Consider the following 18,372-nt stretch of genomic DNA (forward strand, 5'->3'; position numbering starts at 1 on the left):
CGCGACGCTTATCTGGCCTACAGGACATGTGAACCGTAGGCCGGATAAGACGCGTTAGCGCCGCCATCCGGCATCATTTCAATGTTACCCTTCGAAGAACCAGTACCCGCTGTTGACCAGGGCTGCCAGCATCGCGAGGAACGATGGATCTTCCAGCGCGTCACCAAAGTTCTCTGCAGTCAGCACGATATGGCTGGCAAGGGCTTCCAGCGCCGGACGGTGCGGAGAATCAATTCTCTCGCCGTTGGCATAAACGTCATCACCCACACGCAGTACCCGTAGCCCCCCCAGACGCACCAGCACATCGCCTTGTTTCAGGGCATCGTAGATTTCATCAGGTTGATACGGCGGCTCCGGCGGCGCAATATCCAGTTCATGACGCGACTGGGAGATAAACTCGCCAAACCACTGTTTAAAATGCTCCGGCTGATTAATCAGATCCAGCATCATAGTGCGCAGTTTGTCCATCTCCTGCGGCAGGACGTCAGCAGGATGCTCACGCGACGGCATGTCCGGGTCGCTGTAATAAGTACTGCCCAGCTCACGTTGCAGGACGTAGTCGGCAAACCCGCTGATCAGTTCACGGGTGTTTGGCGCGCGGAAACCGACGGAATAGTTCATCGCGTTTTCCAGCGCATAGCCTTCATGCGGGAATCCTGGCGGAATGTAGAGAATATCGCCCGGCTCCAGTTCTTCATCGATGATGGCTTCAAAAGGATCGACCTGCAGCAGGTCCGGATGCGGGCAGTGCTGCTTCATCTGCAACTTCTCACCCACGCGCCAGCGACGACGACCGGTTCCCTGAATGATAAACACATCATACTGATCGAGATGGGGACCTACGCCACCGCCAGGGACCGAGAATGAGATCATCAGATCGTCGATACGCCAGTCAGGCAGGGCGCGGAAGGGGCGCATCAGCGCGGCGGTTGGCTCATGCCAGTGGTTCACCGCCTGCACCAGTAACGACCAGTTATTCTCGCCGAGATGGTCATAGCTTTCGAACGGACCATGGCTTACCTGCCATTTGCCATCCTGATGGCTTACCAGGCGGCTATCGACTTCACTTTCCATCGCCAGCCCTGCCAGTTCGTCAGGGGAGAGGGGATCGATGAAGTTATTAAAGCCGCGTTTTAACACCACTGGGCGCTTTTGCCAGTGACGTTCAAGAAATTCGGGCCAGTTGAGTGTTAATTGGTATTCCATATTGAGCTTCCACAGGCTGGGGCGGGTATCTGTCACCGATTATAACGGATGCTTAACCAGATGCGTGCAGTTGGCTCATATTTATTACATTTTGGTTTAGTCGTCTTTCGGCCCCGGTTGTTGATGTCCAAAAATGACTTCCATACGTGCACCGCCGAGCAGGCTGTCGCTGGCAACGATTTTGCCATCGTATTGCTCGGTAATTTCTCGCGCCACCGCCAGTCCTACGCCTTGCCCCGGACGCATCGTATCCACGCGTTGACCGCGGTCAAAGACCAGATCGCGCTTGCTGAGTGGGATCCCTGGACCGTCATCTTCCACCACGATGTACAGATGATCGTCGGTCTGGCGGGCAGAAATCTCAACAAACTCGAGACAGTACTTGCAGGCATTATCCAGCACGTTGCCCATCACCTCGACAAAATCGTTCTGCTCGCCGACAAAGCTGATTTCCGGTGAGATATCGAGGCTAATGTTCACGCCTTTACGCTGATACACTTTGTTCAGCGCCGAGGTGAGATTATCCAGCAGCGGTGCGACCGGATGCAGCTCGCGGCTCAGTAGGACACCCCCGCCGCGCATACTGGCGCGATGCAGATAGTAGCCGATTTGCTGTGAAATCCGGCTGATCTGTTCGAGCATTACCGGTTCTGCCTCGCTGACGCTCATCTTATCGCTACGCATCGAACGCAACGTACTTTGCAGCACGGCGAGCGGCGTCTTCAGGCTGTGGGTGAGATCGGTCAGCGTGGTGCGGTATTTGTCATAACGTTCGCGCTCGCTTTTCAACAGGCGGTTCAGGTTACGCACCAGGCTGGTCAATTCCCGCGTCGTTGCAGGGTTAAGCTGTTCGCGGTGGTGTTCTTCCAGTTCGCGCACCTCACGAGCCAGTGCCTCAATGGGGCGCAAACTCCACCAGGCCGCCACCCAGAGCAGGGGAATGACCAGCAACAGGTTGGCAGCCAGCACATAAATAAACCAGCTCCAGACCATATACGAGCGTTTAAGCTCAATCGGAATGGTGTCTACCACCACAATCGTCAGTTGCGGCATGCGCGCGGTAGCCGGGTAGACGTTAACCGCCACCGAGTGGGTCATTTCGGCGTCGTCGTCATCTTCCCGAACCTCTTTCAATCGTTCCTGAACGGAGTGATCGTCATTGAGCAGCGAGCTGCTGGCGCTGATGTCGGCTTCTATTTCATGAAAACCATTACTTTTCAGCCAGTCGGGCTGAATCAGTCTGACCAGCCAGGGGACGTTACGCTGGGCCCACAGCAGTTTGCCGTTCTCATCATAGATCAACGACATCGTGGGGCTCTGCATGTCGAGGTGCTCGGGAAGTTCGACGTGGATCTTATTACCTTCCCATTTTGCAAGCGTATAAAAGAGATTACTTTCGCCGCGCAGCAGACGAAACGTGGTCTTATCGAAACTCACGCTGTAGCCGACCAGCGCAACCATGCCATAGGCCAGAGAAAGCACCAGCACTACGCCTGCGGTGGCCAGCAGAAAACGCAGGCGCAGTGACAACGGAAAAAGATGACGCAACAGTTTATTCATCAGCGCAATTCAAAAAGATATCCCTGACCCCGCACAGTGGTAATGACTTCATCCGGATACTGCGCCTGTATTTTTTTACGCAGGCGGCCCATCAGCACGTCGATAGTGTGGCTTTCACGTAGCTCGGCGTCCGGATACAGCTGCAACATCAGCGAGTCTTTGCTGACCACTTTGCCATTATTGCGGATCAGCGTTTCCATGATGGTGTACTCAAACGCGGTCAGTTTGATCACTTCATCATTGACCGAGAGTTCGCGGCGCGAGAGATCAACCTGAAAAGGCGGAATAGAGATAATCTGCGAAGCGTGGCCGCTGTTACGGCGCATCAGCGCCTGCATCCGCGCGGCGACTTCCTCAATATGGAACGGCTTGGTGACGTAGTCATCTGCACCTGCGCTCAGCACTTCCACTTTGTCCTGCCAGCTTTCACGGGCGGTCAGGACGAGAACCGGGAGAGAAACGTCATTGCTCCGCCAGCGGCGGATCAGTGAAAGTCCATCTTCATCCGGAAGACCCAAATCGACGATAGCGATGTCAGGCAAGTGTTCGTTAAGGTAATAATCGGCCTCTTTGGCATCTTCGGCGTCGTCAACCTGATGTCCGGCATCCTGAAGCTGAACTTTCAGGTGATGACGTAATAACGCATTATCCTCAACAACCAGTACACGCATCATCTTTTCTCACTCTATTTACGGTATGAATAGTTTAACGCTGATTATGTAAGTTGAAACCAGCACAATGAAATTAAATGACTTTTTTATCAGGCCCCGCCCTTGGGATAATCCCTGGAGCAATGCTGTTGGCATTTGATTATTCCGCAGGCTGACCTGGTCCTGGGTCATGTCACCAATCCACGTAGAATAAACCTCACACACCATGCGAGCATCTTCTTGCCCCATCTGGCGGGCAATGAATGAAGGATTCGCTACGGCTATCTGCATCCAGCCAGCATAAGTAAGCCGTGACTGACAGGCATTTCTCTGCCTGATACCTGAAAGTTTAGTACCACGTTTCCCGCCACAGGAAATCGAGTATTTGGGAAAGAAACCTTCTTTAGTATATGAACCCGATCCGGGGATAAAGACAACGCGACGTTCTTATGCCAGCAACCGTTATGGGCGGAACACACAAATGTTTATTCGTCTGGTCTCTGGATACATGGATCTCACCTTTTTCAGGTCTACATCCTCCCAGGCCAGCGCACATATTTCCCCTGGTCTTATCCCCGTGTGTGTTGCCACTATAATGATGAAGGCAAGTTTGTGGGGAAGTGCCAAGATCAGCGCCTGATACTCATGAAGTAAAAGTGGATCGGGATCTGCTTTAACGAGCTGGAGCCTCGATACCCCCTCATAAGGTGCATGTAATATAAACTGACTTCTGTTCTCAAGCTTCAGCATTTACGATAAAACTGCCATTTGTTTATTTACTGTTGAAGGGGAGCGACCTTTTTTGATGAATTCTGGCATTGCAGGGTTACCCTATATTGCCATGCAGACGGACAGGCATGATGGACAGGACTGTCCGGGGAAATGTACGGTCAGGTTATAGTATTCGCGGTCACTTAATCTTTCTCACAGATAACTGAGGGAGTGAAACTTATCGGGAAACCTCATCTGTATCTCCAGGGATTATAGGTCGCGGTGAGGGCGGAAAGCATATAAAAGTGTGCGGACTGCCACTTATCAGCGACAGCCCGGCAGATACTTATCGTTATGTTTTGGCGGATGATTAAAAGAGGAAGGTCACAGAACCATTGACAAATGAATAATCTTTTCCAGTTTTAAACTCCGGTGATACACGATTAAAAGATAAGGTGAAAGCGACCGGAGAATAACCTAAAGTGGCTCCGATGCGATATTCATTAACGGTATGATTAAGGGTGACGGTTTCATTTCGGGTCTGAAGCGTTTTTCCTTGTAATGTATAGTTACGGTCAACTTCCCGACGTTCCATCCCGGCAAATATCTTGTATATTAAACCATCATTTTTTGATGTATGCATTAACCCACGAGTCGCAAGCAGACCATACCCGTTATCTGAGTTCAGGGTTTTGTCATTGCCTATGGCAAGCGTTGCACCGTATCCTACATATTCAAAAAGATTTCCGCTTACCGCGGATATTTCTGGATAAATACCAACATTCGTTCCCAGGATATCCACATCAGGAGTCAGCGATAGCATTCCTTTAACCGTATACCCATAGCGATTTTCGATTTGATCATCCCATGCTTGATATTTTTCAGCATTAATCATTTGATGAGCTTTATTCTGGACTTGTTGACCGCCAGCATCTGGTCCAATCACGCCGACGTCTGTCCCCAGGCGATAGCGAAACCAGCTATTTGCTACAGAATTCCATTCAACACCCGTGTACAGAAAGGCACTAAAAGCTCTGTCTCCGGTTATTGCTGTTGGTAACCGCTTGTTGTCTCCTGATGGTGAGTAAATATCTTGTGCGATATGAAACGATAACTGGCTTGAGTCTGTAACATCATGGCTATAACCCAGGAAGAGACCTTGTGTATAATCATCGCGAGCTTCATCTTTATGACTATAAATTTTGTTAAGCGCAGACTGAAAGATACCTGCGTCATCATTTGACAATGATAATGCGATGCTATCAGCCTGAACAACAGGTGTCATGAAAAACATTGTGAATAACGCAATGCGGGTTAATGACTTATTCATAAGCAGCCTCCTGAGAATTTCCCTTTTTTAATCGGCCAGGTATTACTTCTTTCATAAATTAACATAAAATAAACACCTTCCTTTCTGCAATAAAATGTGGTTAATGTGTTATTTTTTTATCGCTTTATATGGCTTATGTGTGGTAAAAGTTTTTTCAGGAGGGATGGATATGAACAGTCATGCACTTTTGAAAAACTCTTCCTTATTTATTGCATATATGGGATGTTCTTGATGGAGTTGTGCGTTTTTACGGGTAGTGTATTGCTTTCTTTTTTCTGTAAAGCAGAAAGATAAATGAGTGTTATTCCTGTCCTGAAGCGCGGGATATGATGCATGTCATCGACTCTACTGCAATGAATATGTTCATTTTGGTTATGCTTTTTTATGCAAAAAAAACCGCATATTGCTATGCGGTAAACCATTGGGAAGAATATTAAACACATCTGAATTTCGCAAGAACACTGTAATAAATAACGAAGGTTTATTCAATGTATCATAGGCTAATTATGCTGATCTTTTCATATTATTATCATTTTGTTTCTTTTTTGCGTGATGATAGAGTGTAACATGGATATGAGAACACACTATTTTATCAATCCGTACGGACAAATGGCTATTCTGCAGTGTAGAGCACTTGTACATTGGGCTCCTTTAATGCTTTTCCTTCCAGGACATTCATTGCTGCACTCGATTATTTTCCAGAAGATCTTGTTAAAGGGAGTGACGTTATAAATTGTCAATGGAAAAAATTTCCCGTCAATGTAAATCCCTGAGTCAGTTTGCGAGACACTGGAACCTGGAGGAAGGAAAACATCAGATTCATACCAAATAATAAGCTTTATTTTACACCAGAGGATTGAAAATGAAATTCCACTCGAAGAACAGACAACAGTGTCAACAACTAACCATTCCATATTAGAGACCTTAACATTAATAATGACAATTTTTCATAAATGAAAAGTGTAGTTGTTTTTTGATAACTCATTGAAAAAGATCATTTTTTTGATTGTGTTTTTGTTCGTGAGTTATTGATTTTATTATTATAACGATCTTTTGTTGAATCTTTTTGTTTCACTTTTTTAATATTTGCATTTCTTTTTTATAAGTCTTTATAAAATTGGTGGTCAAATTATAAACATAGATTTTTTCAGGGTGAGAGTGAATTATTTAATCTGTGATACCCCTATTTGTCATTGTGCATAGTGACATGCCTTATCCTTTTCTTTAGAGATGGTGATACAGCCTGTATGTTGAAGGTCGATTCTTATGACTAGTACAAATCATGTTGTACCTGGGAGGCCAGTTATCACGTTAAGTCGTGGTTATGTCTCTCGTGGGCGCTAATGGAAGAAGGCTTTCGCGTAGTGAAAAATAACGGCGTCGGCCTGGTAGTGGTCTCTCTTTCTTATGCGATGAGGTTCATTGGAATAGTGGCGTGGGATGAATGTTTATGTGATAAGATGATTATACAGTAATCCCTATGTTAACTATTTATGGTTCATTAACTATAAGGTTGGCTGGCAATGAATACGCTACTTTTTCGATTAATAATGTTTATATTCATGTTTGGTTCTTTCCCATTACAGGCGGAAGTGCCAGATGACATGAAGCTTGAACGAGTTGTGATAGTAAGTCGCCACGGTGTAAGAGCACCAACAAAGTTCACCCCATTGATGCAGGAAATCACACCTTACCATTGGCCGCAATGGGATGTTCCCCTGGGCTGGTTGACGGCTCGGGGTGGTGAGCTCGTCACCGAAATGGGACGATATCAACAAAAAGTATTAATCGATAACGGCGTTCTGGAAAGTAATGTATGTCCGTCACCAGAACAGGTGGCAGTTATTGCCGATACCGATCAGCGCACTCGTAAAACCGGTGAGGCATTTCTGGCTGGATTTGCGCCGGGATGTAAAAATAAGGTTCATTATCAAAAAGATCACGATAAAAAAGATCCTCTTTTTAATCCAGTAAAAATGGGGGTGTGCGCTTTTAATGTACAAAAAACTCAGGAAGCGATTCTGACACGTGCGGAAGGAAACATTGAACGGTACACTCAGCGTTATGACTCTGCATTCCGTACTCTGGAACAGGTTCTCAATTTCTCCCGGTCAGCAGCATGCCGATCAGCAAGCCAGTCTGGTTGCACGCTACCAGGAACCTTACCTTCAGAACTCAGGGTTTCTGCGGATACCGTTTCCTTATCTGGCGCGTGGAGTCTTTCTTCCATGCTGACGGAAATATTTCTATTGCAAGAGGCGCAGGGAATGCCAGAGGTTGCGTGGGGGCGAATTCATGGGGAGAAAGAATGGACAGCGTTATTAAGTCTGCATAATGCTCAGTTTGACCTTTTGCAAAGAACTCCCGAAGTTGCCCGCAGCAGAGCAACACCATTACTCGATTTGATCAGCGAAGCATTAGTGAGTAATGGGTCAACAGAAAATCATTACGGAATTAAATTACCCGTCTCATTATTGTTTATTGCTGGTCATGATACCAATCTTGCAAATCTCAGTGGGGTATTTGATCTTAACTGGTCTCTACCTGGGCAGCCAGATAATACACCTCCTGGCGGGGAGCTGGTTTTCGAAAGATGGACGCGAGTGAGTGATAACACTGACTGGATTCAAATTTCGTTTGTTTATCAGACTCTTCAACAAATGCGTAAGTTTAAACCTTTTTCATCTTCGTCTCTCCCAAACAAGATTGTGCTTACGTTGCCCTCTTGCCAGGATAAAAATCCTGAGGGTATGTGTCCATTAAAGCATTTTATTGACATTGTGCAGACAGCACGTATTCCACAATGTGCAGTGATGGCTGATGTAAACCGTTAAATATAATTCGTAGAGAATAGGGAGATTAAGAACGGTAGTGACAAACAGGTGAACGTTTAAAAGCGAAGTTTTGGGAATTTCAGGTGCGCATTTTGGGGCAGGATTTGGAAGCAAATCCCTCTTTAATATTTCGATATTATTATAAGTTTTTGTTTTTCATGCTATTTTCTTTTTGTCTGCGTAGTTTAACGCTGATGATGGTGTTGTGGGGATCAATATTTCGTAAACCGGGGAAGGGACGTGCCGGGGGGGGGCGCGAGCCATGCGCGAAAGTCGGCCCGGTGACGTCGTGTCACCGGGCAAGTGATTATTTCAGCTCATCCACCATGGCGATGGCTCGACCAATATAATTGGCCGGAGTCATGGCTTTCAGGCGGGTTTTCTCGTCATCCGGCAGCGGCAGGCTGTCGATGAATTGCTTCATGCCTTCCGCGTCGACACGTTTTCCACGGGTTAACTCTTTCAGCTTTTCGTACGGCTTTTCAATACCGTAACGACGCATCACGGTCTGAATCGGCTCTGCCAGTACTTCCCAGTTATGATCCAGTTCGTCCAGCAGATGGTCGCGGTTCACTTCCAGCTTGCTTACCCCTTTCAACGTGGACTGGTAGGCGATCAGCGCATAGCCGATACCCACACCCAGGTTACGCAGAACGGTGGAGTCCGTCAGATCGCGCTGCCAGCGGGAAACCGGCAGTTTGCTCGCCAGATGTTGCAATACCGCATTAGACAGACCCAGGTTGCCCTCGGAGTTTTCGAAGTCGATTGGGTTCACTTTGTGCGGCATGGTGGAAGAACCAATCTCACCGGCAATGGTTTTCTGTTTGAAGTGGTTCAGCGCGATGTAGCCCCAGACGTCACGATCGAAATCGATCAAAATGGTGTTAAAGCGGGCGATGCAGTCAAACAGTTCGGCAATGTAGTCGTGCGGCTCGATCTGTGTGGTGTACGGGTTCCACTGGATACCCAGCGAGGTGACGAACTCTTCGCTGAACTGATGCCAGTCTACTTCCGGGTAAGCGGCGATGTGGGCGTTATAGTTGCCGACGGCACCGTTGATTTTACCGAGAATTTCCACCTGATTAAGCTGGCGGAACTGACGCTCCATACGATAAGCGACGTTGGCCATCTCTTTACCCAGCGTTGACGGCGTAGCCGGTTGGCCGTGGGTACGGGAGAGCAGGGGAATGTCGCGATACTGTACGGACAGATCTTTGACCGCGTCGATCAGTTGACGCCAGTAAGGCAGCACCACTTCATCGCGGGCGGTTTTCAGCATCAGCGCGTGAGACAGGTTATTGATGTCTTCCGAGGTGCACGCAAAGTGAATGAATTCGGATACTGCATGCAGTTCCGGCACATTCGCCACTTTTTCTTTCAGGAAATACTCAACCGCCTTGACGTCGTGGTTGGTGGTGCGCTCGATAGTTTTAATACGCGCGGCATCTTCTTCATTGAAGTTCGCGACGATAGCGTCGAGGAAACCGATTGCGTCGGCAGCAAAAGCAGGAACTTCCTTGATCGCTGCGTGCGCGGCCAGTTTTTGCAGCCAGCGTACTTCAACCTGTACGCGGTATTTCAGCAAACCGTATTCGCTGAAAATCCCGCGCAGCGCGCTGACTTTATCGCCGTAGCGTCCATCGACAGGGGAAACGGCGGTCAGTGAGGATAATTCCATAGATCACAACTCCGGGGTTAAATGAGCAAGAATTTGTTTTGCCTGAGTGGTCAGGCGATTACGAGAAAACATGAGCTGCAGACGTCCACCGCCAACCTGGTGCCAGAGCACGGCAGCGCGAATGCCGGCCAGAAGCGAGGCGCGAACCTTGGCCTGTACCTGCGGGCTCTGCAATACAGCAGGGGAACCGGTCACCTGAATGCGCGGACCGAGCGGGCTGATGACATCGACATAAATTCCGGCCATCGCGCTCATCAGCGTTTCGGATTGCAGATCAAAGTGATCGAGCTGGCGTTGCAGGCCGTTGATCCGCTCGCCCAGTGTATCCAGAGCACCTTTGGCGGCGGTGAGTTTACGCTCGAGTACCATCAGACTTAGCGTGTAGCGGGTCAATTCCGCGTTCAGCCCCTGACGGCTGCTGGCATTCAGTACGCCGAGCAGGGTTTCCAGGCCGAGACGCAGATTCGCCTCGCTGCCGCCGAACACGCCCAGCGTTGAGCTGGGGTTCATATCGATAACGCTGTTCAGTGAGACGTGGAGCGCATCGGCATCACAATGTCCCTGGTGCGCCAGTTGTTGCACCAGGCGTGCAGACTGGCAGATCCCAGCCAGTGCGAGGGTGATGTCATAATAATTCTTTGCCACGGTCACTGCTTCCTTGTATCAGTCTGTTAAGAATAATTATACCGGCAGGGGCAGTCGCTGCTCGATAATACCGCCGCCGAGGCACACTTCGCCGTTATAGAAGACCGCTGACTGGCCCGGCGTGACGGCGGCAACCGGCTCGTCAAACATCACTTCTACGCGTTCGGCGTCCAGCGCTTTGACGGTGCACGGAATATCAGTCTGGCGGTAGCGGGTTTTCACTGTGCAACGCATTGTGCCGGTGAACGGCAGGCGATCAACCCAGTGTAGTTGCTGCGCAATCAGGCCGACGGACATCAGACGCGGATGCTCATGACCCTGAGCGACCACCAGAATGTTGTTCTCAACGTCTTTATCCACCACATACCACGGATCTTCCGTGCCTTCTTTGGTGCCACCGATGCCAAGACCTTTACGCTGACCTAGCGTGTGGTACATCAGCCCCTGATGCTGACCAATCTCTTCGCCGTCCACGGTAATGATTTTACCCGGCTGTGCTGGCAGATAACGGCCCAGAAATTCGCGGAACTTACGTTCGCCGATAAAGCAAATGCCGGTAGAATCTTTTTTCTTCGCGGTAACCAGTCCCAGGTCTTCGGCAATTTTGCGCACCTGCGGTTTTTCCAGTTCGCCGACCGGGAACAGACTTTGTGCGATCTGCTCATGGCCCAGCGTGTAGAGGAAGTAGCTCTGATCTTTATTGCTATCTAAGCCGCGAAGCAGGCGACTTTTGCCGTCGACATCTGCCCGGCGGACATAATGCCCGGTAGCGATATAATCAGCGCCCAGATCTTCTGCAGCGAACTCCAGGAAGGCTTTAAATTTGATCTCTTTATTGCACAGAATATCCGGATTCGGCGTACGGCCAGCTTTGTACTCTTCAAGGAAGAGCTCAAAGACGTTATCCCAGTATTCTGCGGCAAAGTTTACGGTATGCAGTTCAATGCCGAGCTTGTCGCAAACGGCCTGAGCGTCAGCCAGATCGGCGGCCGCTGTGCAATATTCCTCACCGTCGTCCTCTTCCCAGTTCTTCATGAACAGGCCTTCTACCTGATAACCCTGTTGTTGCAACAGCCAGGCGGAAACGGAGGAATCGACACCGCCGGACATGCCGACGATCACTTTTTTTGGGCTTTCTGACATTGGAATACTCACGACATTGAACTTCAAGGCGGCGTATTCTATCACGCACCCCTTTTAGTTGACACCCTCTGTAAACGGCCAGTTAAATGCGCCGATCGTCTCCAGTGGGTAACGCACGCCGTTTTGATAGCAACGAACACTTTCGGCAACCAGCGGAGAACGCAGGTTTGGGGCGGTAAGGATGGTGTCGGCGCTCACCCACCGGCAGCAGTCGATATCGCTGTCATGGGGTTCGGTGTCGCACATATTGGCAAGTTCAATCGAAAACAGGAAACGCAAAAACGGCGTATTGTCCGGCGCAATCCACTGATGCATGCGAATGAAGTGCTGAGGCTGCGCCTGGATGCCGGTCTCTTCCCACAGTTCACGCGTGGCGGCCTGGACTAACGTTTCGTCGGCTTCCAGATGTCCGGCGGGCTGGTTCCACAGCGCTTTACCGTTGATGGTCTCTTCAACGATTAAAAACTTATCCTCTGCATGGACGATGCAGGCGACCGTGACGTGCGGTTTGAACATGATTTATCCTTTCTTTTGATCAGTGACATCGCGCCATTCACCGTTGCTCAGGTTTCCCAGGGTGTAATCACCCATCGCATAGCGGATCAGGCGCAGTGTGGGGAAGCCAACGTGCGCGGTCATTCTCCGCACCTGGCGGTTACGCCCTTCATATAAGGTCACTTTCAGCCAGGCGGTGGGGATGCTTTTACGTTCGCGAATCGGCGGATTGCGCGGCCACAGCCACTCAGGTTCCTCGACGATCTCAACTCCTGCGGGCAGGGTAGGACCATCGTTCAGCGTCACGCCATTGCGCAACGCTTCCAGCGCTTCCACTGTCGGTTCGCCTTCCACCTGTACATAGTAAATTTTCCCGGTGCGCTTGCCGGGTTGTGTCAGACGCGCCTGCAATGCGCCGTCATTGGTGAGCACCAGCAACCCTTCGCTGTCTCTGTCGAGACGACCTGCGGCATATACGCCCTGCACAGGAATAAAATCTTTTAACGTGCGGCGTCCGGCCTCGTCGGTAAATTGTGGCAAAACATCGTAAGGTTTATTGAACAAAACCACGCGTTTTGGCTGGTTTTCTTTCCGGGGCTTAGTGACTTGTCGTTGGCTGAATCGCTCAACCCGGTGATTTCTAAAAGAAGTTTTTTGCATGGTATTTTCAGATCTTATCAATTGCCGCATTATAGCCTAATAACGAGTGTCTTTCATGGCAGCGAACATTAGGGTAGTATTGACATGCTCATTACAAAACATTAACAAAAAATTGCTCTAACGCAGTCGTGCAGCAGGACGCAAAGGCACATGCAGCGCGATGACAGACGAGCAAACCAGAAGCGCTCGAAGGAGAGGTGAATGGAAAGCAAAGTAGTTGTTCCGGCGGAAGGTAAGAAGATCACCCTGCAAAACGGCAAACTCAACGTTCCTGAGAATCCGATTATCCCGTTTATCGAAGGCGACGGTATCGGTGTTGACGTAACCCCTGCCATGCTGAAAGTGGTCGATGCCGCTGTCGAGAAAGCCTATAAAGGCGAGCGTAAAATCTCCTGGATGGAAATTTACACCGGTGAGAAATCTACCCAGGTATACGGCCAGGACGTCTGGCTGCCAGCTGAAACCCTGGATCTGATTCGTGACTACCGCGTGGCGATTAAAGGCCCGCTGACTACCCCAGTCGGTGGCGGTATTCGCTCTCTGAACGTTGCGCTGCGTCAGGAACTTGACCTGTACGTCTGCCTGCGTCCTGTTCGTTACTATCAGGGCACTCCAAGCCCGGTTAAACATCCGGAACTGACCGACATGGTTATCTTCCGTGAAAACTCAGAAGACATTTACGCCGGTATTGAGTGGAAAGCGGATTCTGCAGATGCGGAAAAAGTGATCAAATTCCTGCGTGAAGAGATGGGCGTGAAGAAAATTCGCTTCCCTGAACACTGCGGTATCGGTATCAAACCATGCTCCGAAGAAGGGACCAAGCGTCTGGTTCGCGCGGCGATCGAATATGCAATCACTAACGACCGTGACTCTCTGACCCTGGTGCATAAAGGCAACATCATGAAGTTCACCGAAGGCGCGTTCAAAGACTGGGGTTACCAGTTAGCGCGTGACGAATTCGGCGCTGAACTGATCGATGGCGGCCCGTGGATGAAAATCAAGAATCCAAATACCGGCAAAGAGATCGTGGTCAAAGATGTGATCGCTGATGCGTTCCTGCAACAGATCCTGCTGCGCCCGGCGGAATACGATGTGATTGCCTGTATGAACCTGAACGGTGACTACATTTCTGACGCCCTGGCAGCACAGGTAGGCGGTATTGGTATCGCCCCTGGCGCTAACATCGGTGACGAGTGTGCGCTGTTTGAAGCAACGCACGGTACGGCGCCGAAATATGCCGGCCAGGACAAAGTGAACCCGGGCTCTATCATCCTGTCCGCTGAGATGATGCTGCGCCACATGCAGTGGTTCGAAGCCGCAGACCTGATTGTTAAAGGTATGGAAGGCGCGATCGCCGCGAAGACCGTGACCTATGACTTCGAACGTCTGATGGAAGGCGCTAAACTGCTGAAATGTTCAGAGTTTGGTGACGCGATCATCGCGAATATGTAATAGCGGAAATTGTTAAATCTATTAACGGGAGCGTAACGCTCTCGTTGTTTTTTATTAGTCTGCTAACGGTTATCAAAATTTTATCAAAACTAGTTATCAAAACCCCCTGGTAGTTTGGGGGAGGCTGGTCGATCAGATGACAGCTCCACTGCCCGGTTCCCATTAGGCATTTCTCAGTTTTGGTGGTGGATGCTCGTTAATAGTTAGGTCCGTTCTGTGCCAGGTGCGGACGTCTTAATGTTTGTTCAGCTAACACAAGTTGAGCGTTTCATAATGATATCTCTTTGCGGATCAGCCCAACCTGGAAGATATGTTCACCCACTTCGGTAAACCCAACCTTACGGTAAAAAGAGATGGCATTACGCATTTTACCTTTTCGGGCGAACTACATGGTCGTCTCTCATCATTTGAGGTGTTCGCGCGGTCAAGATCCCTGGCGTCCCGGATAGCCCTGCTGCAGCGACTGAGCGGGTGAATGCGTTACGTCAACATCTGCGCGCTGGCGTAACCATCGCTATCAGTGGCGATACGTATGCGGGGCTGGGATTAAATGCCGGTTGTGAGGTCTGGTACTCCGTATGTGGTGGGGCTGTTCCTGAAATGGCGAAACAAATCACTGAAGCTACGGCGGCAAACGCTCATCAACGCGTTATTGCCCATGTACAAGGGCGCTTGAGCCGAAGTCATTTCCCCGCAGGACTGGCAGTCTGTCGTCCTTTTGAAACCAGGCAGGAGATCGGTCATCTTCGCATGTTTGAAACAACAACTTTAGGCCGTTTTTCGCTCATAAGGAACAATCCTGCTCATCTCTCCCACATTAAGGAGATTGGAGTATGAACAGCGTCACTCAGGGTGAGATCATGGACGAACGGTGATGGCATCAGGGATGGTGAAAGACCAGCGAATAACCCTGCTCGTGCCAATGCTGAAGCAATTCCTGCTGGCGGCGGGTCGGTTCGATGCCGGTCCAGACAAACAACTGTTGTCCAGGAAAGAGTTCCGGACGTGGAGAATCCAGCGGTTCAGCCAGTACGGCGATGTGCCAGCCTTGCTGAGACAAACGCCAGGCTTCCAGCCACAGACGTGCGCGGTCTTCGGTATCCCAGCCAATCAACAACGCATCTTTGCCTGCTTTTTTGCGGGCTTCGGACATACAGGCGGTCACAAATTCAATCAGCACGCCATCAAGCAAGCTGCACATGATGCGGGCTGTATTATGGTCGAGGTTAAGGCGTTGGCGTACGGGAACGAAAATGTGATCGATAAGATCGTCTGAAGTATGCTCACGGGCAAGAGCACCGATTTTGGCCCGTAACCTGTCCGGATGAGCAAAACGCAGCACGCCCATCATTTCTTCCTGCAAAGTGGTCCAGTCATTATGGGTTGCCACAGTGCTTTGTTCCAGCAACACTTTGACCTTGCTTACCGGCACACCGCTTTTAATCCATCGCTTGATCTCTTCAATGCGCTGGATATCGTCTTCATCAAACTGACGATGGCCGCCTTCGCTGCGCCGGGGCTTTAACAATCCATAGCGCCGTTGCCAGGCGCGCAGGGTAACGGGGTTGATACCGCATCGTTCAGCGACATCGCCTATGCTGTAAAATCCCATAGTGTCCCTCATACGTGGACCGAATCGTTCCTTACAAGCTAACGAATCAGCCGTGTTTGTACAATTTATTGTTTATTGTACAACAGCCTCGTAGTAAGCCTAGCTAAAAATAATGAACGTCAGGTAAACAAGACTGATGAGACAGGAAACGTGTACAGCATCCCCTGATGGTGTAGCGAGGTTCACCTGCCGCCATGAATACAGCAGGTGAAATAAGAGGATTACAGCGGTGTTTTTTTCTCAGGCCATGCAACCGGTGGAATTCCACAGAAGCAAGGCGCGGCAAAAAGATGCCCCTGGAACTGAGAAATACCCGCCGATTCCAGCCACATCCATTCTTCGGGCTTTTCAACCCCGACGGCTGATATCGCAATTTCCAGAGACGCACAGCACTTAATCATGGCCTGGATGATGGCCTGTCGTGGGCCGCTTTTATGAACATCGCAAATGAGGTCGCGATTAATTTTGATGCGATCGGGTTGGAACTGCGCCAGCAGCCGCAGACCGCCAAAACCGGCACCAAAGTGATCGAGGGCGATACTGATCCCAGAGGATTTCAGGGTTCTCACCGTCTCCGTAAAGGCTTCAAACTCGGAGATAACCTCGCGTTCAGTGAACTCAACGATGATCTGTTCCGGAACAAGACCACTGTCAGCAATAGCATTGAGCAAATAGCTGGCTGCATCCGGCACCTTCACCAACGTCATGGGCAACAGATTCACGGACAAAACCTGATCGCGCAGACCCAGTGAGGTCGCCAGTGTAAAAGCGACTTTCTTACTTTCCAGGTCGGCCAGATAAATATCGTCGCCCTTAATATTGTCAAAATAGCGCTGTGGCGAATCACCCGAACGGGTTCGCAGCAGCGCTTCCAGAGAGACAATTTCCTGAGCAAAAGGATCGATGATGGGCTGAAAAGCAAAGCTGCAATTGGCCTCCTCACTGACTGACGTCAGGGGAATCGTGCGAGCGGATTCGGTCGCAATAAAATCCCACGTGTCAGAGGGAGGGATCTCAAAATAGTTCTCTTTTTCAGTGGCTTCCACGAAGGTGCGGAAGAACTGCAGCGCACGGTCGTTGTAGGTAAGTTGGTATCGGGATGTGCCCTTATCGAGAATGGTCTGTAATACCTCCTCCCGATCATGTTCTCGTAAATCAAATAGCTCCATTCCCACTTTCCCAAAGCGGCGGGAGGGACCGTGATCGCACAGCAGTTCGACAACATTATAGTGGCGCTTGTCTTCACAAATCGCCTGATAAATAGCCCTTACGTTTTCATCAGGGCCTTCAAGCAGCTGAAAAAAATGTGTGCCGTTAAACAGCAAAATGCCTGTCACGTCAGCACGCCCATTTGTAAGGTTAGCGGCGGCGACCATACTTTCGAGCGCCTTCACCGGGACGTCATCACAGAGATGACTGCGGTAGATAATGGTAGTGAGCATGATTTTCCGGCATTGAGGAATGATGTTTAACCCTAACAGAACGGAGGAGATATAACACATTAAATTAACGAAAGTTTTACTTAAAAGTGGCAGGTGGGGTTGGAAGTGGAGGATAGCGATGGCATCACCAAAAAATGAGCCTCAAAGTAGTGTACAGATAACTATCAGAACAATACCTATGTATAAGTTATAACTTATTGAAAATAAACCATTAGCACTTTTTGTCAAAAATGAAATCATGCATTTGTACAGGTTTTGTGTACAATTTTTCTAACTTTGAATAACGCAGCATTAACCTTTTACTGATTCGCACAGGAGAGACTCATGCAGCAAAATGGTTACATTTCAGATACAGCTAACGCCATTGCGCAGTATTTCAGTAAGGCCAATTTGCCGACTCAGCAGGAAACATTGGGGCAGATTGTGGTGGAAATTCTAATGGACGGGCGCAATCTGAATCGCAAGACACTGTGTACAAAATTACTTGGTCGTCTGGAAAAAGCGACCTGTGTAGAAGAGGAGGGTCATTATAACGCGCTGATTGGTTTGCTTTTTGAGCGCTGAGCCCTCGTATTAAAATCGTGAATCAACATGATGCTGTGTTCCTGTCCCTGGCAACACGGCAGAAGAGAGAATGATGATGAACAGAAGTGACATTGAACAACTCACAGACGAACTTATCGGCCAGGCAGTGTTGACGCTGCTGAAACGTAAAGCGGCGGTGAATTCAATGGCCCTGGTCACTCAACTCCGCGTTATGCAGGAAACTGAAATGGACGCCCGTCGTCGAGAGGTATTTCCGCTAATTATTTCTTACATTGAAGCGGTGATAGCTGATAAAGCAACGTCAACACCGACATCCAGACGTAGCGGTCAAATGGACACCGTCCGCTCACTTTCAGGGGCAACCCTGAAGCCAGGAAAAGGAAAAATTCACTAAACGCTTAACTTTTA

17 protein-coding genes are annotated in these 18,372 nt (G+C 49.5%); 5 read left to right on the top strand and 12 right to left on the bottom strand.

The annotated features are described in order from the left end of the window. Positions 1-84: 84 nt before the first annotated feature. The 5 genes from roxA to iraM all read right to left on the bottom strand — a co-directional run bounded on the left by roxA (position 85) and on the right by iraM (position 6,371). Positions 85-1,206 (bottom strand): [50S ribosomal protein L16]-arginine 3-hydroxylase, encoded by a 1,122-nt coding sequence (roxA, locus tag KI228_RS09370; RefSeq protein ID WP_044254920.1) that lies wholly within the window; start codon positions 1,204-1,206, stop codon positions 85-87. Positions 1,207-1,302: 96 nt separating this feature from the next. Further along, positions 1,303-2,766, bottom strand: coding sequence for a two-component system sensor histidine kinase PhoQ (gene phoQ / locus KI228_RS09375; RefSeq protein WP_043000952.1), 1,464 nt, complete (start codon positions 2,764-2,766; stop codon positions 1,303-1,305). Then, complete coding sequence (gene phoP, locus KI228_RS09380; protein ID WP_043000951.1) at positions 2,766-3,437, bottom strand: two-component system response regulator PhoP; 672 nt, start codon at positions 3,435-3,437, stop codon at positions 2,766-2,768. The genes phoQ and phoP overlap by 1 nt, the downstream gene beginning before the upstream one ends. Before the next feature lie 1,060 nt (positions 3,438-4,497). Next, positions 4,498-5,457: a lipid A deacylase LpxR family protein gene (locus KI228_RS09385; protein WP_061070226.1), complete on the bottom strand. Its 960-nt coding sequence runs from the start codon at positions 5,455-5,457 to the stop codon at positions 4,498-4,500. Between the two features lie 584 nt (positions 5,458-6,041). Beyond that, the gene (gene iraM, locus KI228_RS09390; RefSeq protein ID WP_061070225.1) at positions 6,042-6,371 is read right to left on the bottom strand and encodes an anti-adapter protein IraM; all 330 of its coding nucleotides are present in this window, start codon (positions 6,369-6,371) and stop codon (positions 6,042-6,044) included. A 609-nt stretch (positions 6,372-6,980) separates the two neighbouring features. Here iraM and KI228_RS09395 point away from each other — a divergent pair. Beyond that, entirely contained in the window at positions 6,981-8,291 is a 1,311-nt protein-coding gene (locus tag KI228_RS09395) for an AppA family phytase/histidine-type acid phosphatase (RefSeq protein ID WP_061070224.1), read from the top strand. Between the two features lie 307 nt (positions 8,292-8,598). Here KI228_RS09395 and purB read toward each other — a convergent pair whose 3' ends face one another. Genes purB through rluE form a run of 5 tightly spaced genes read right to left on the bottom strand, consistent with a single transcriptional unit; the run spans position 8,599 to position 12,942 of the window. Next, a complete protein-coding gene (gene purB, locus KI228_RS09400; RefSeq protein ID WP_044327682.1) occupies positions 8,599-9,969 on the bottom strand; it encodes an adenylosuccinate lyase in 1,371 nt (456 codons plus the stop codon). Between the two features lie 3 nt (positions 9,970-9,972). Continuing rightward, positions 9,973-10,614, bottom strand: coding sequence for a high frequency lysogenization protein HflD (gene hflD, locus KI228_RS09405; protein ID WP_042320078.1), 642 nt, complete (start codon positions 10,612-10,614; stop codon positions 9,973-9,975). A 36-nt stretch (positions 10,615-10,650) separates the two neighbouring features. Beyond that, complete coding sequence (mnmA, locus tag KI228_RS09410) at positions 10,651-11,757, bottom strand: tRNA 2-thiouridine(34) synthase MnmA (protein WP_044254911.1); 1,107 nt, start codon at positions 11,755-11,757, stop codon at positions 10,651-10,653. A gap of 54 nt (positions 11,758-11,811) precedes the next feature. Then, positions 11,812-12,273 (bottom strand): NUDIX hydrolase, encoded by a 462-nt coding sequence (locus KI228_RS09415; protein WP_044265517.1) that lies wholly within the window; start codon positions 12,271-12,273, stop codon positions 11,812-11,814. A 3-nt stretch (positions 12,274-12,276) separates the two neighbouring features. Continuing rightward, on the bottom strand, positions 12,277-12,942 hold the full coding sequence (gene rluE, locus KI228_RS09420; RefSeq protein ID WP_061070223.1) for a 23S rRNA pseudouridine(2457) synthase RluE: 666 nt from the start codon (positions 12,940-12,942) through the stop codon (positions 12,277-12,279). A gap of 171 nt (positions 12,943-13,113) precedes the next feature. Here rluE and icd point away from each other — a divergent pair, with 171 nt between their 5' ends. Next, a complete protein-coding gene (gene icd / locus KI228_RS09425) occupies positions 13,114-14,364 on the top strand; it encodes an NADP-dependent isocitrate dehydrogenase (protein ID WP_043000943.1) in 1,251 nt (416 codons plus the stop codon). A 471-nt stretch (positions 14,365-14,835) separates the two neighbouring features. Next, the gene (locus tag KI228_RS24580) at positions 14,836-15,201 is read left to right on the top strand and encodes a hypothetical protein (RefSeq protein WP_224267577.1); all 366 of its coding nucleotides are present in this window, start codon (positions 14,836-14,838) and stop codon (positions 15,199-15,201) included. Positions 15,202-15,244: 43 nt separating this feature from the next. Here KI228_RS24580 and KI228_RS09440 read toward each other — a convergent pair whose 3' ends face one another. Both KI228_RS09440 and KI228_RS09445 read right to left on the bottom strand, forming a co-directional pair. Then, positions 15,245-15,976 (bottom strand): MerR family transcriptional regulator, encoded by a 732-nt coding sequence (locus tag KI228_RS09440; protein WP_061070222.1) that lies wholly within the window; start codon positions 15,974-15,976, stop codon positions 15,245-15,247. Between the two features lie 221 nt (positions 15,977-16,197). Further along, the gene (locus KI228_RS09445; protein ID WP_043000941.1) at positions 16,198-17,418 is read right to left on the bottom strand and encodes a diguanylate phosphodiesterase; all 1,221 of its coding nucleotides are present in this window, start codon (positions 17,416-17,418) and stop codon (positions 16,198-16,200) included. 324 nt (positions 17,419-17,742) lie between these two features. Between KI228_RS09445 and ycgZ the strand changes: the two genes are divergently transcribed. Together ycgZ and KI228_RS09455 are read left to right on the top strand one after the other, a co-directional pair. Beyond that, the gene (gene ycgZ, locus KI228_RS09450; RefSeq protein ID WP_043000940.1) at positions 17,743-17,982 is read left to right on the top strand and encodes a regulatory protein YcgZ; all 240 of its coding nucleotides are present in this window, start codon (positions 17,743-17,745) and stop codon (positions 17,980-17,982) included. Between the two features lie 70 nt (positions 17,983-18,052). Continuing rightward, positions 18,053-18,358, top strand: a complete 306-nt coding sequence (locus tag KI228_RS09455; protein ID WP_061070221.1) for a hypothetical protein — start codon at positions 18,053-18,055, stop codon at positions 18,356-18,358. The last annotated feature ends 14 nt before the right edge of the window (positions 18,359-18,372 follow it).

It is taken from the genome of Citrobacter amalonaticus (assembly GCF_018323885.1).
In the GTDB taxonomy this organism is placed as follows: Bacteria; Pseudomonadota; Gammaproteobacteria; order Enterobacterales; family Enterobacteriaceae; genus Citrobacter_A; species Citrobacter_A amalonaticus.

Bases quoted from the DNA above. Each gene is read 5' to 3' on its own strand.
- phoP (WP_043000951.1), bottom strand. From the start codon at position 3,437: ATGCGTGTACTGGTTGTTGAGGATAATGCGTTATTACGTCATCACCTG.
- KI228_RS09455 (WP_061070221.1), top strand. From the start codon at position 18,053: ATGATGATGAACAGAAGTGACATTGAACAACTCACAGACGAACTTATC.
- purB (WP_044327682.1), bottom strand. From the start codon at position 9,969: ATGGAATTATCCTCACTGACCGCCGTTTCCCCTGTCGATGGACGCTAC.
- phoQ (WP_043000952.1), bottom strand. From the start codon at position 2,766: ATGAATAAACTGTTGCGTCATCTTTTTCCGTTGTCACTGCGCCTGCGT.
- KI228_RS09385 (WP_061070226.1), bottom strand. From the start codon at position 5,457: ATGAATAAGTCATTAACCCGCATTGCGTTATTCACAATGTTTTTCATG.
- KI228_RS09440 (WP_061070222.1), bottom strand. From the start codon at position 15,976: ATGGGATTTTACAGCATAGGCGATGTCGCTGAACGATGCGGTATCAAC.
- ycgZ (WP_043000940.1), top strand. From the start codon at position 17,743: ATGCAGCAAAATGGTTACATTTCAGATACAGCTAACGCCATTGCGCAG.
- roxA (WP_044254920.1), bottom strand. From the start codon at position 1,206: ATGGAATACCAATTAACACTCAACTGGCCCGAATTTCTTGAACGTCAC.
- KI228_RS09445 (WP_043000941.1), bottom strand. From the start codon at position 17,418: ATGCTCACTACCATTATCTACCGCAGTCATCTCTGTGATGACGTCCCG.
- rluE (WP_061070223.1), bottom strand. From the start codon at position 12,942: ATGCGGCAATTGATAAGATCTGAAAATACCATGCAAAAAACTTCTTTT.
- iraM (WP_061070225.1), bottom strand. From the start codon at position 6,371: ATGGAATGGTTAGTTGTTGACACTGTTGTCTGTTCTTCGAGTGGAATT.
- KI228_RS09395 (WP_061070224.1), top strand. From the start codon at position 6,981: ATGAATACGCTACTTTTTCGATTAATAATGTTTATATTCATGTTTGGT.
- KI228_RS09415 (WP_044265517.1), bottom strand. From the start codon at position 12,273: ATGTTCAAACCGCACGTCACGGTCGCCTGCATCGTCCATGCAGAGGAT.
- icd (WP_043000943.1), top strand. From the start codon at position 13,114: ATGGAAAGCAAAGTAGTTGTTCCGGCGGAAGGTAAGAAGATCACCCTG.
- mnmA (WP_044254911.1), bottom strand. From the start codon at position 11,757: ATGTCAGAAAGCCCAAAAAAAGTGATCGTCGGCATGTCCGGCGGTGTC.